Below are 13,901 nucleotides of genomic sequence, written 5' to 3'. Positions count from 1 at the left end.
TACGATGTAAAAAAAATAACCTTCTCTCTTTTTAAATGAGAGAAGGTTATTTTTTTTATACATATAGAATAGGTACTAATTATAGACAATGCAAATGAAAAATTCATTAGGGGAGTGGAGTGTGTATGCGATTAAGTGAATTAAGTGGTAAAGAGGTTGTAGATATAGAAAAAGCGGAAAAAATGGGAGTCTTAGGTTATATGGATTTAGAGATTAATGAGAAAGACGGGCAAATACAAACACTTATAATACCTGTAGGGAAGTGGGGAGGTTTTAAAAAGGAACCACAAGAAGTAAGGGTGGCATGGAGTCAAATAAAGAAAGTCGGACACGATATGCTTCTTTGTGATAGTATAGATCGTTCAAATTCGGAGTGAAGGATGGCCATTTTGGTCATCTTTTTTTGTATCTACATAGAAACCTGATAAATCATATGTGCATTTGGATTTTCAATCACCATAAACTCGTACATTACATATGATGTGGAGGAAAAAGAAAAAGTAGGCACTTTTCTTATAAATGACAGAAAAAGAAGGTGAATTAGGGAATGTTGACTGAGATGCATATTGCTGTCATAGGAGGAGATGCAAGGCAGCTAGAAGTAATTCGTAAGCTAGTTGAATTGGATGCGAAACTTTCTTTGATAGGTTTTGATCAGTTAGATCATGGTTTCACAGGGGCAGCAAAAGAAAGTATACAAAATTTAGATTTCACTTCTGTAGACGCAATTATTTTGCCGGTTGCCGGTACAAATGCCAAAGGAGAAGTAGATACTATTTTTTCAAATGAAAAAGTTTCAATAACGAAAGAACAAATTGAAAATACACCAGAACACTTTACTATATATTCAGGTATTGGTACACCTTACTTGGAAAATCTCGTATCTACTACGAACCGAAAACTTGTTAAATTATTTGATCGTGATGATGTAGCAATATACAATTCTATTCCAACGGTAGAAGGTACATTAATGATGGTAATTCAACATACCGACTATACAATTCATGGGTCCAATGTAATGGTTCTAGGATTTGGTAGAACAGGAATGAGTGTTGCGAGAGCATTTCAATCATTAGGAGCCCATGTCAAAGTTGGAGCAAGACGATCTGAACATATTGCACGTATTACAGAAATGATGTTTTCTCCTTTTCATATGCAAGACATAGAGAAAGAAGTAGGAAATATCGATATTGTAATTAATACGATTCCGCACCTCGTTGTAACAGCGAATGTTATTGCAAAAATGCCAGCTCATACGTTAGTGATTGATTTAGCTTCTAAACCAGGCGGTACCGACTTTAGATATGCAGAAAAAAGAGGAGTCAAAGCATTGCTAGCACCTGGATTACCAGGTATTGTTGCCCCAAAAACGGCTGGGCAAATCTTAGCAAATGTTCTTTCTCAGTTATTAGCAGCAGATGCAATCGCAAAGGAGGAGGAAAAGAAATGAGTTTGAAGGGGAAACGAATTGGTTTCGGATTTACAGGTTCACATTGTACGTATGAGGAAGTTATGCCGCACTTAGAAAAATTAATTGCTGAAGGAGCAGAAGTACGTCCTGTTGTTTCATACACTGTTCAATCAACAAATACTAGATTTGGAGAAGGAGCAGAGTGGATTAAGAAGATTGAAGAAATAACAGGTTTTAAAGCAATTAATTCAATTGTTGGAGCAGAGCCACTTGGACCTAAAATTCCATTAGACTGCATGGTAATCGCTCCTTTAACAGGAAATTCTATGAGTAAATTTGCAAATGCAATGACAGACTCTCCAGTACTAATGGCAGCAAAAGCGACGCTAAGAAATGGCAAGCCTGTCGTATTGGCAGTTTCGACGAATGATGCTTTAGGGTTAAATGGGGTAAATCTCATGCGCCTAATGGCAACAAAAAACATCTACTTCGTTCCGTTCGGTCAAGATGCGCCAGAGAAAAAACCGAACTCAATGGTAGCTCGTATGGAGTTACTGGAAGATACAGTATTAGAAGCGCTGCAAGGAAAGCAATTGCAACCGGTGGTCGTAGAAAAATTCAGATATATGAATTAAAAAACGAAAAAAAACGGACAATTTTTGATGAAACCATCATTCTTACTGTAGAATATGATAAAATTAACGTTATTAAGATTAGAAGGGGTATTGTATACTCCTTCTGATTCTAAGTTATAGAAGGATTGGTATCTAGAAAGGGGCATAGTGATGGAAAAGCAAAAAACTTTTCATGTCGCTGTAGTTGGAGCAACCGGCGCAGTTGGTGAACAAATGTTAAATACTTTAGAGAAACGAGAATTTCCAATCGGGAAATTAACGTTACTTTCATCTAAACGATCTGCAGGTAAGAAACTTGTATTTAAAGGCGAAGAATTTACAGTTCAAGAGGCAACTCCTGAAAGCTTTGAAGGAGTAGATATTGCACTATTTAGTGCTGGTGGATCTGTATCGAAACAATTAGCGCCAGAAGCAGCAAAACGCGGTGCGATTGTTGTTGATAATACAAGTGCATTCCGTATGACAGAAAACGTGCCACTTGTTGTACCTGAAGTAAATGAAAACGACTTAAAAGAACATAATGGTATTATTGCAAATCCAAACTGTTCTACAATTCAAATGGTAGTAGCTCTTGAGCCAGTTCGTCAGCAATATGGTTTAAAACGAGTAATCGTTTCCACATATCAAGCTGTATCAGGTGCTGGTGCGGCAGCTATTGAAGAACTGCATGAACAATCACAAGCAATCTTAAATGGCGAAGAAGTTAAGGCAAATGTTCTTCCTGTATCAGGTGATAAGAAGCATTTCCCAATTGCTTTTAATGCGATTCCACAGATTGATAAATTCCAAGATAATGGATTTACGTTTGAAGAAATGAAAATGATTAACGAAACGAAAAAAATTATGCATATGCCTGAATTAGAAGTAGCGGCAACATGTGTACGTTTACCAGTTGTATCAGGACACTCTGAGTCTGTTTACATCGAAGTAGAAAAAGAAGGCGTAACAGTAGCAGAATTAAAGAGCTTACTTGCAAATGCGGAAGGTATTGTTCTACAAGATAATCCAGAAGAGCAGTTATATCCAATGCCAGCTACTGCAGTAGGTAAAAACGAAGTATTCGTTGGAAGAATCCGTAAAGATTTAAATAACGATAAAGGATTCCATCTTTGGGTCGTATCTGATAACTTATTAAAAGGCGCTGCATGGAATTCTGTTCAAATTGCAGAGCGCTTAGTAAAATTACAATTAGTATAAACGGCTAAGAGAAGGTGCAAAATATGAAAATAATTGTTCAAAAATTTGGTGGCACATCAGTACGTGATGACAATGGACGTAAGCATGCGCTTCATCATATAAAAAAATCATTAGCTGCTGGTTATAAAGTAGTTACTGTCGTATCTGCTATGGGCCGTAAAGGTGAACCATATGCAACGGATACGTTATTAAGTCTTGTAAATCAAGAGGAATCTACTATTTCTAAGCGTGAGCAAGATTTATTATTATCGTGTGGAGAGTTAATCTCTGCAATTGTTTTCTCTAATATGTTGAATGAGAACGGTATAAAAGCAGCAGCATTAAATGGTGCACAAGCTGGTTTTGTAACGAATGATGACTTTACGAATGCAAAGATTATTGAAATGAATTGCGATCGTATACATGAAGAGTTAGAAAATGTAGATGTAATCGTCGTTACAGGATTCCAGGGACAAACGAAAAAAGGTGATACGACAACACTTGGACGCGGAGGTAGTGATACTTCAGCTTCAGCATTAGGTGTTGCACTTCATGCTGAATACATCGATATATTCACTGATGTAGAAGGTGTTATGACTGCGGATCCTCGTATTGTAAAAGATGCACGTCATCTTCAAACTGTAACGTATAACGAAATTTGTAACATGGCTTATCAAGGTGCGAAAGTCGTTCATCCACGTGCAGTTGAAATTGCGATGCATGCAAAAGTGCCACTTCGTGTACGTTCTACGTATTCTGATAGTGAAGGTACGCTTATTTCAGCATATGACGGTGCTACAAGAGGTCGTGATGTAGAAGAACGTCCTGTTACAGGCATTGCCCACGTATCAAACGTAACGCAAATTAAAGTGCTTGCAAAAGAAACGGCATATGATTTGCAACAACATGTGTTTAAAGAGATGGCGAACGAAGGAATAAGTGTTGATTTAATTAATATTTCACCTACTGGCGTAGCATATACGGTGAGTGATAATGTATCAAGTCATGCAGTTAAATTATTACAGAACCTTGGATATGAGCCAATTGTGACAGAACATTGTGCGAAAGTATCTATCGTTGGGGCTGGAATGGCAGGATACCCAGGGGTTACTGCGAAAATCGTTACAGCTTTAGCGGAAAAAGGTATTCAAATCCTGCAATCGGCAGATAGTCATACAACAATTTGGGTTCTTGTAAAAGAAACTGATTTAGTGGAGGCTGTAAATGCATTACATAGTGCGTTTGAGCTTTCAAAAGAAAAGCAACTGGAACAATAAGGAGTGAGACCATGATAGATTTTGGGACAATTGCAACCGCGATGGTAACACCGTTTGATATAAACGGGAATATCGATTTTGCAAAGACAACGAAATTGGTAAATTATTTAATTGATAACGGTACAACAGCAATCGTGGTAGGAGGAACGACAGGAGAATCTCCTACATTAACTTCAGAAGAGAAAGTAGCGTTATATCGCCATGTCGTATCTGTTGTCGATAAAAGAGTGCCCGTAATCGCTGGAACAGGTAGCAATAATACGCATGCTTCTATTGACTTAACTAAAAAGGCAACAGAAGTTGGTGTGGATGCAGTAATGCTAGTAGCACCGTATTATAACAAACCGAGTCAAGAAGGAATGTATCAGCATTTTAAAGCAATTGCTGAAAGCACGCCGCTTCCGGTTATGCTATATAACGTTCCAGGACGATCTATTGTACAAATCTCCGTTGATACAGTTGTTCGTTTATCAGAAATAGAAAACATTGTTGCTATTAAAGATGCCGGCGGCGATGTGTTAACAATGACAGAAATCATTGAAAAAACAGCGGACGACTTTGCGGTATACAGCGGTGATGACGGTTTAACGTTACCAGCTATGGCAGTTGGAGCGAAAGGTATCGTTTCGGTAGCCTCTCATGTTATCGGAAACGAAATGCAAGAAATGATTACAGCATTTCAAGCAGGAGAATTTAAGAAGGCACAAAAATTACATCAATTACTTGTAAGAGTAACTGATTCATTATTTATGGCGCCAAGTCCAACTCCAGTAAAAACAGCGTTACAAATGGTTGGATTAGATGTAGGTTCTGTACGTTTACCACTTCTTCCATTAACAGAAGAAGAAAGAGTAACGTTACAATCTGTAATGCAATCTATCCCTCGTTAATAAAAAATGACCTAGTGTAGAACTAGGTCATTTTTTATTATATGCAAATCTTTTCCTCTTTTTCTCACTTATATGTGTTCTTATAAGAATATTAATCGCTTCTTCATTATGTGTATAAGAAAATAATCGTACCCCTTTAACTGAGTCAAAAAATGATAGATATTATGGCATAAACGTAATAAACTACGGTGTCTGTTTTTAGAGAAATCCCCTCAAATGTGACGTAATTCATAAAAAAACTCCATTTTGTAAGTGTTTTTGTTGGATTCTAGAAAAATAAATCTTGAAACTTCCTATTATGAAATGAATTTAGCGTATGTATGGCTAGTTCTTAAAAATAATATGGAGTATAAAATCGGAGTAAATATAAAGGAAATACGTTCGATACTTTTGTTGTCATTCCGTTCTTTTACTCTTTCTTTCGCACGATTTAACTTGTGTTCTATTTCTTGTATCAGGTATAATATGGCTAAGTAGCTTAGTACGGGTATGCTTAGCAAAATTGGGAAAAATTATAATTTAATTAAATTTTCATATCATATCGAATAAGATATTTGATTTATATAATGAAAGAGAGGTGAAACCTGGTTTAAAAAATAAACAAGGACATGATATCGCATAACGGTAAGGACATTCGTCTTGGACGGTGAAAATATGGTGGTTGTAGAGTTTCCCCTGGTGTCTCTGCAATTTTAGTGAAATCAGTGTTTGCAAGATTTTTAAACCAGGCAACAACATGAAGAGAAAAGAGAATGAGTCTGTTAAAGTATTTGCTCTTGGTGGAGTAGGTGAAATCGGGAAAAATATGTACTGTGTTGAAATTGATTCTGAAATCTTTATCGTAGATGCAGGGTTAATGTTCCCGGGAGATGAAATGTTTGGAATTGATATCGTTATTCCTGATATTACATATTTAGTGGAAAATCAAGAGCGAGTAAAAGGTTTATTTATTACTCACGGTCATGAAGATCATATTGGTGGAATTGTGTATGTACTTCGTAAATTATCTATTCCAGTCTATGCAACGAAATTAACAGTAGGACTTATACAAGAAAAACTTGGTGAAGCGGGCATGTTAGGCCGTGTAGACCTAAAAACAATCGATTCAAATTCAACAGTAGAATTTAACACTACAACGGTGTCATTCTTCGGAACGACACATAGTATTCCGGATTCTGTTGGCGTTTGTTTCCATACATCAAAAGGTGCAGTCGTATATACGGGAGACTTTAAATTCGATCAAACTCCAATTGGAAATAGTGGAGCAGACCTTGGGAAAATGGCGCAAATCGGAAATGAAGGCGTACTTTGCTTATTATCTGATAGTACAAACGCAGAGCGCCCAGGCTATACAGGTTCAGAAAAAGAAGTTGGTGTAGAAATCTCTAAAGTGTTCTACGGTGCAGAAGGTCGTATTATCGTTGCTTCATTTGCATCGAATGTACATCGTATTCAACAAGTATTTGATGCAGCTGCTGAAACAGGGCGAAAAGTAGCGGTAGTAGGACGTAGTATGGTGAAAGTAGTAGACATTGCAAGACGTCTTGGTTATTTAGATGTTCCAGAAGGTATGGTTATTTCATTACAAGAAGTAGACAACTTCCCAGAGAAAAAGGTAGCTATTTTAACGACAGGTAGTCAAGGTGAACCGATGGCTGCTCTATCTAGAATGGCAAAACAAGCACATAAACAAATTTCAATTCGTAAAGGTGATACTGTTATCATTGCTGCTTCGCCAATTCCGGGTAATGAAATATCTGTATCAAAAATTATTGATTTGTTATTTAGAGCTGGAGCTGAAGTTGTTTATTACGGCGAACGAAAAGTTCACGTGTCAGGTCACGGTAGCCAAGAAGAATTAAAATTAATGTTAAATTTAATGAAACCAAAGTACTTTGTACCCGTACATGGTGAGTTCCGTATGCAAAAAGCACATGCATATTTAGCTGAAGATGTAGGTATTACAAGAGAAAATATCTTTATCGTAGAAAAAGGCGATGTAATTGCTTTTGGTGACGATGAAGCGAACTTAGTCGGTAAAGTACAAGCTGGTAATGTTTTAATTGATGGATTAGGTGTAGGTGACGTTGGTAATATCGTTCTTCGAGATAGAAAGATGTTATCTCAAGATGGAATACTAGTAGTTGTTGTAACACTTGGTAAAGATGAAAAGAAAATTATCTCTGGTCCAGAAATCATTTCACGTGGTTTCGTATATGTTCGTGAATCAGAAGCGTTAATTGAACGATCTACAGAGATTGTACGTATGATTGTTGAGCAGTCAATTAAAGAATATTCAATTGAATGGTCAATGTTAAAACAAAATATTCGTGAATTATTAGGACAGTTCTTGTACGAAGAGACAAAGAGAAAACCTATGATTTTACCGATTATTATGGAAGTATAAAAAGATCACCCTTATGGGTGATCTTTTTTCTTTTTAACCCTATCGAATGAAATTTATAACTTAAGAAATAATAGTTATATACGAGTGAAAGGGGATGCGAAATGACAGAACGTGATCGATATACAAATGAAGAAAAAGAAGCTGAGCCAAAAGAAGCTGGAAAAGAGGCTTCAATAGTTGAAAAAATTCAACAGCTTGGACAGACAAATGTACCACAGATGAATGAATCACGTATTCATTGTTTAACGATTATCGGACAAGTGGAAGGTCATGTTCAATTACCACCGCAAAATAAAACAACAAAATATGAGCATATCATTCCGCAAATTGTTGCGATTGAACAAAATCCGAAAATTGAAGGTTTGCTTTTAATATTAAATACAGTTGGAGGTGACGTTGAAGCTGGGCTAGCAATTTCTGAAATGGTAGCTTCACTTTCAAAACCAACAGTATCTCTAGTTTTAGGTGGGGGACATTCCATCGGTGTACCGATTGCTGTTTCTACTGACTATTCGTTTATTGCGGAAACTGCGACGATGACAATTCATCCAATTCGTTTAACAGGTCTTGTCATAGGTGTGCCACAAACATTTGAGTATTTGGATAAGATGCAAGAAAGAGTCATTCGTTTTGTGACGAAGCACTCGAAAGTAACAGAAGATCGTTTTAAAGAGCTTATGTTTGCGAAAGGAAATTTAACGCGAGATATTGGGACGAATGTAATTGGTGGAGATGCAGTAAAGTACGGTCTTATAGATGATGTCGGCGGTATTGGAAATGCGATTCGAAAATTAAACGAATTAATAGATGTTCGTGCGGAAGATAGTACAGAAGGGACAATGCTACAATGATTTTATATACAATTATGCCAGAGCAACTTGTGTATCCGGTCGATTATTCACAATGTGAAAGTCAAAAAGTTGTAAATATAAATGGTGTGGAATTAATGGTTTCTGAAGAGGAACATGGATGTTATTCTATTGTACGTGTGCTAAGTACGGACCCACTTCACTATTTAGAGTTTGAGCCCGGTCAGAAAATAACCTTTTAGCAAAAAGAAGGATTTTGTTTAGAAGCTATGGTATAATATAAAAAACAAGACGGTTGAGCAGCCATGAGTAGGCTGCTTTCTTCTGTTTATTTAGCATTTTACAAGAAGTGTAAAAATAGAAGATATAAAGACCTGAAAAATAGAGAAAACAGACATATAAATAGAGCATTTTGAAGGGAGCTTTACTTATATGTAGAACACGAGGTGAAGAAATGGCAAAACAAAAGCAAAGAGGGACGAAGGCAAAGGCAAGACGTACGATAAAGCCAACTTTGTATTATGAAATCGTCGGTTTAACTCTTTTTGCACTTTCAATCATTACGATTTTACAGCTAGGTGTTGTAGGGAAATCGTTTGTGTTATTTTTTCGCTTCTTCTTTGGTGAGTGGTACATAATTGGTGTGTTAGGTGTAATAGCTTTATCGGTTTCCTTTGTTATAAAACGCGGATGGCCGAACCTTTTAAATAAACGATTAATTGGATTTTATTTAATTGTATTGGCGATATTAATGTTTAGTCATATTACATTATTTAACCTTCTTACAAAAGATGGAGCAGTGCAAAATACTTCTGTTATTGTGAGTACGAAAGATAACTTCTTTCTTGAAATGAAAAAGGGGCCAGATAGCGTTCATTTAGGTGGTGGTATGTTTGGTGCGCTTATGTTCGCAACATGTTACTTCTTATTTGACGAAGTAGGAGCTTATATCATTGGTATTATTCTAGTTATTCTCGGTATACTTTGTATAACAAATAAGCATATTGGAGAAGTGTTAGCTCCAGTTGGTAGAATTCTTAGAAGTCAGTTTCAAGTGATGCAAGGGGATTATAAAGATTGGAGAGCCAAAAGAACGGCTGAACAAACAGAAAAGAAAAAAACAACAAGAAGCACAAGAAGCACAAGAAGCAAACGTGCTGCAGAACAAGAAGAAATTATTGAGCCGATGGAAGAAATCTCAATTGATCCTCCGATTATTTCGAATTTCACTGAGAATTATCCTGTAAATGAAGAAGAGGATAAACGAATCGAAGTAGAGCAAGAAGAGTTGATCACTTCACCGTTTATTGAAGAGACTCCGCCAATTGAAGAACCAAAGAAAAAGCGTGGAGAAAAAATTGTTGAATCGTTAGAGAGTGAAGCGCAAGCACCTCCTATGCAATTTTCAAATGTAGAAAATAAAGATTACAAGCTTCCTTCACTTGATATATTAAAATTTCCAAAGAATAAGCAAGTTACAAATGAAAATGCGGAAATTTATGAGAATGCTCGTAAATTAGAACGTACATTCCAAAGTTTTGGAGTGAAAGCGAAAGTAACAAAAGTGCATAGAGGTCCTGCAGTTACAAAATATGAAGTGTATCCTGATATGGGGGTAAAGGTAAGCAAAATTGTCAGTTTAAGTGATGATTTAGCCCTTGCTTTAGCTGCAAAGGACATTCGTATTGAAGCGCCAATTCCCGGGAAATCAGCTGTAGGGATCGAAGTTCCAAACTCAGAGGTTTCGATGGTAACGCTGAGGGAAGTTCTTGACTCTAAGGCTAATAATCATCCGGAAGAGAAGTTGTTAATTGGTCTTGGCCGAGATATTACAGGTGAAGCTGTATTAGCCCGTCTAAATAAAATGCCTCATTTACTCGTAGCTGGTGCGACAGGTAGCGGGAAAAGTGTATGTATTAACGGTATTATTGTTAGTATTTTAATGCGTGCAAAACCACATGAAGTAAAATTAATGATGATTGACCCGAAAATGGTAGAGCTAAATGTATATAACGGTGTGCCTCATTTGTTAACGCCAGTTGTAACTGATCCGAAAAAAGCATCGCAAGCATTGAAAAAAGTTGTGAGTGAAATGGAACGTCGTTATGAATTGTTTGCTCATAGTGGTACACGTAACATTGAAGGATACAACGATTATATAAAAGAGCATAATAGTCAATCAGAAGCGAAACAACCCGAATTACCTTATATTGTAGTAATTGTGGACGAGTTAGCAGATTTAATGATGGTTGCTTCGTCTGATGTAGAGGATGCGATTATGCGTCTAGCGCAAATGGCTCGTGCTGCTGGTATTCATTTAATTATTGCAACGCAACGTCCGTCAGTTGACGTTATTACGGGTGTTATTAAAGCAAATATTCCATCACGTATTGCATTCGCTGTATCTTCTCAAACAGATTCTCGTACAATTCTTGACGGTGGTGGTGCAGAGAAGCTACTAGGTCGTGGAGACATGCTGTTTATACCAATTGGTGCATCGAAACCTGTACGTGTACAAGGCGCATTTCTATCAGATGATGAAGTTGAGAGAGTTGTAGAATATGTTATTGGACAGCAAAAAGCACAATATCAAGAAGATATGATTCCGCAAGATGTTCCTGATACGAAGCAGGAAGTAGAAGATGAATTATATGATGAAGCGGTTCAACTTGTAGTGGAAATGCAAACAGCATCTGTTTCTATGTTACAACGTAGGTTTAGAGTAGGTTATACGCGAGCTGCTCGCCTAATTGATGCAATGGAAATGAATGGTGTAGTAGGTCCGTATGAAGGGAGTAAACCGAGGGAAGTACTCATTAATGATGTACAAGAAAAAAGTTCTTAAAAAAAGCCTAATTGTTTTTACAATTAGGCTTTTTTTATATAGTGTTTTTGTTATATACTATACTCAGCGATAAAGAAAGGGCTTACATTTAGGGGTGCCCTTTAGAATACGAATACTTTTAGTATGTTTTATGTAAATGTTCGATATTTAATGCGGAAAAATGTTGGATTTTGTTGACACGTATGAGAGCAAGTGGTAAGATTACTTCGAAAAGAATCACTGCCTCATATAATCTTGGAGATAAGGTCCATAAGTTTCTACCTGGCAACCATGAATTGCTAGACTATGAGGGGAAAAGTGTGTAACAAAGGATGTAAAGGATCTTTGTGCCGAACTTTTTCTCGAAATGAGGAATGTTTATGGTGCAAAGTTTTTTTTATGCAATAAAGAGTGAAAATTTTATTTTAAAAAATTATTATTATTTATTCGACAATTACACTTATTTTGGTGTTTAGTCATTTGTACTATGTTGTAAGTTGAAAAAAGAGAAAAGAAGTCTTACATCAGAGGTCGAATAATTGAAATGCGGGGGAGTCTTATGTCAGTAAAATCTGATAGTCGTCACCTATATCTACGGGTGATTGATCACATCAAAGAAAAAATTAAAGATGGCGCTTATAAAGAACGACAAAAGTTACCATCAGAGTTTGATTTAGCGAAAGAACTTGGCGTAAGTAGAGCGACTTTAAGGGAAGCGTTGCGTATTTTAGAAGAAGAAAATGTTGTCATTCGTAGACATGGTGTAGGGACATTTGTAAATGCAAAGCCATTATTTTCTTCTGGAATAGAACAACTTTCTAGTATTACAGATATGATTTCTAGTGTGGGGAAAACACCAGGAACAATCTTTTTATCATCATCTACTACAACTTTAACAGAAGAGGAAAAAGAGAAGTTTAATAGTGAAGATGGTTTTAATGCAGTGATGATTGAACGCGTGCGTACAGCAGATGGGGAACCTGTTGTGTATTGTATCGATAAACTTGCAAAAGAAATATTGCCAGACTTATCGGGTTACAATGAGGAATCATTATTAACGGTGATACATAATAACACGCATAAGCGCATAACATATGCGGTTGCTCACATTGAGCCAATTGGCTATCACCCTAAAATCTCACCAATTTTAGAATGTGAGCCTGAAACAGCACTGCTTGTATTAAAACAAATGCACTATGATCAAAATGATGAGCCAATCTTATATTCTATCAATTACTTTAGAGCTGATAAATTTAGCTTCCACGTATTAAGAAAGCGTATGTAGGTAAATTCCTTTTTAGGGAGGTGACAGCAAGAAGTAAGGAACAGCAGCGTAAGAATAAATAAATATATATCATTTTTGGAGGGGTTTCTAGTATGAAGAAAAAAGCAGGCCTTTTATTATCATTAACTTTAGCAGCAAGTACAGTTTTAGGTGCATGTGGTAACTCGGATAAGGCGAGCAGTGACAAGAAAGACACGAAAGACAATAAAGATTTCAAGGTTGGTCTTGTAACGGATGTTGGGGGCGTTGATGATAAGTCATTTAACCAATCTTCTTGGGAAGGGTTACAAAAGTTTGGTAAAGATAATGGTTTAAAAGAAAAGACAAATTATCGTTACCTTCAGTCTGAAAAAGAAGCTGATTATATTCCGAATTTAAAAAAATTCTCAAAAGATAAATATGATTTAACATTCGGAATTGGTTATAAATTAGAAGGTGCAATTAAAGAAGTAGCAAAAGAATCTTCAAAACAACAATTTGCAATCGTAGATACTGTTGTAGATGCACCGAACGTAACGAGCATTACGTTTAAAGATCATGAAGGATCATTCCTTGTAGGTGCGGTAGCAGCTATGTCAACAAAATCGAATAAAGTAGGATTTGTTGGTGGAATGAAAAGTGATTTAATTAGTAAATTTGAAAATGGATTTAAAGCTGGTGCAAAGGCAGTAAATCCAAACATTGAAATCGTATCTGAATATGCAGAAGCATTCGATAAGCCTGAAAAAGGTACAGTTCTTGCTTCAGCAATGTATGGTCAAGGCGTAGACGTAATTTATCATGCTGCTGGTGGGACAGGTAACGGTGTGTTCACAGAAGCGAAAAACCGTAAGAAAAAAGGTGAAAATGTTTGGGTAATCGGTGTTGACCGTGACCAACATCAAGAAGGTATGCCTGAAAATGTAACATTAACTTCAATGATTAAACGTGTTGATGTAGCAGTAGAAAAAGTAGCTAAAGAAGCAAAAGATGGGAATTTAAAAGGTGGAAAAATTGAAGAGTTTGGCTTAAAAGATGACGGTATTGGTATTTCAAAAACAACTGATAACGTGAAAAAAGTTAACCCTGAAATTTTAACAAAAGTAGAAGAGCTTGAAAAGAAAATTACAGCCGGTGAAATTAAAGTGCCAGCTACAGATAAAGAGTATAAAGAATACGAAGCTTCTCTAAAAAAATAAATAGAGAAA

At 36.4% G+C, this 13,901-nt stretch carries 12 protein-coding genes and 1 riboswitch; all 12 genes read left to right on the top strand.

The features are described from left to right. The first annotated feature begins 125 nt into the window (after nt 1-125). The 12 genes from V6946_RS20050 to V6946_RS19995 all read left to right on the top strand — a co-directional run bounded on the left by V6946_RS20050 (nt 126) and on the right by V6946_RS19995 (nt 13,892). Complete coding sequence (locus tag V6946_RS20050; protein WP_001239759.1) at nt 126-377, top strand: YlmC/YmxH family sporulation protein; 252 nt, start codon at nt 126-128, stop codon at nt 375-377. Nucleotides 378-547: 170 nt separating this feature from the next. Then, on the top strand, nt 548-1,450 hold the full coding sequence (dpaA, locus tag V6946_RS20045; protein WP_000954735.1) for a dipicolinic acid synthetase subunit A: 903 nt from the start codon (nt 548-550) through the stop codon (nt 1,448-1,450). Next, nucleotides 1,447-2,046 carry a dipicolinate synthase subunit B gene (dpaB, locus tag V6946_RS20040; protein ID WP_000053596.1) on the top strand — a complete coding sequence of 200 codons (600 nt, stop codon included), beginning with the start codon at nt 1,447-1,449 and terminating at the stop codon, nt 2,044-2,046. The genes dpaA and dpaB overlap by 4 nt, the downstream gene beginning before the upstream one ends. Nucleotides 2,047-2,196: 150 nt before the next feature. Beyond that, on the top strand, nt 2,197-3,243 hold the full coding sequence (gene asd / locus V6946_RS20035) for an aspartate-semialdehyde dehydrogenase (protein ID WP_000414846.1): 1,047 nt from the start codon (nt 2,197-2,199) through the stop codon (nt 3,241-3,243). Between the two features lie 23 nt (nt 3,244-3,266). Beyond that, nucleotides 3,267-4,499, top strand: coding sequence for an aspartate kinase (dapG, locus tag V6946_RS20030; RefSeq protein ID WP_000692451.1), 1,233 nt, complete (start codon nt 3,267-3,269; stop codon nt 4,497-4,499). Nucleotides 4,500-4,510: 11 nt separating this feature from the next. Next, nucleotides 4,511-5,389 carry a 4-hydroxy-tetrahydrodipicolinate synthase gene (gene dapA / locus V6946_RS20025; protein WP_000564763.1) on the top strand — a complete coding sequence of 293 codons (879 nt, stop codon included), beginning with the start codon at nt 4,511-4,513 and terminating at the stop codon, nt 5,387-5,389. 736 nt (nt 5,390-6,125) lie between these two features. Next, complete coding sequence (locus V6946_RS20020) at nt 6,126-7,796, top strand: ribonuclease J (protein WP_000823096.1); 1,671 nt, start codon at nt 6,126-6,128, stop codon at nt 7,794-7,796. Between the two features lie 101 nt (nt 7,797-7,897). Next, the gene (gene tepA / locus V6946_RS20015; protein WP_000139806.1) at nt 7,898-8,647 is read left to right on the top strand and encodes a translocation-enhancing protein TepA; all 750 of its coding nucleotides are present in this window, start codon (nt 7,898-7,900) and stop codon (nt 8,645-8,647) included. Then, nucleotides 8,644-8,847 (top strand): YlzJ-like family protein, encoded by a 204-nt coding sequence (locus V6946_RS20010; RefSeq protein ID WP_000605036.1) that lies wholly within the window; start codon nt 8,644-8,646, stop codon nt 8,845-8,847. The genes tepA and V6946_RS20010 overlap by 4 nt, the downstream gene beginning before the upstream one ends. Nucleotides 8,848-9,059: 212 nt before the next feature. Then, nucleotides 9,060-11,450: a DNA translocase FtsK gene (locus V6946_RS20005; protein WP_001118788.1), complete on the top strand. Its 2,391-nt coding sequence runs from the start codon at nt 9,060-9,062 to the stop codon at nt 11,448-11,450. A gap of 204 nt (nt 11,451-11,654) precedes the next feature. Continuing rightward, nucleotides 11,655-11,756: riboswitch (purine riboswitch) on the top strand. A 232-nt stretch (nt 11,757-11,988) separates the two neighbouring features. Beyond that, entirely contained in the window at nt 11,989-12,714 is a 726-nt protein-coding gene (locus tag V6946_RS20000) for a GntR family transcriptional regulator (RefSeq protein ID WP_000114182.1), read from the top strand. Nucleotides 12,715-12,806: 92 nt separating this feature from the next. After that, nucleotides 12,807-13,892 carry a BMP family protein gene (locus V6946_RS19995; RefSeq protein WP_000725771.1) on the top strand — a complete coding sequence of 362 codons (1,086 nt, stop codon included), beginning with the start codon at nt 12,807-12,809 and terminating at the stop codon, nt 13,890-13,892. The last annotated feature ends 9 nt before the right edge of the window (nt 13,893-13,901 follow it).

The sequence above is a fragment of the Bacillus sp. PPSBB_2 genome (assembly GCF_045291115.1).
Classification (GTDB): Bacteria; Bacillota; Bacilli; order Bacillales; family Bacillaceae_G; genus Bacillus_A; species Bacillus_A cereus.
This window is presented reverse-complemented; position numbering and strand designations above follow the sequence as displayed.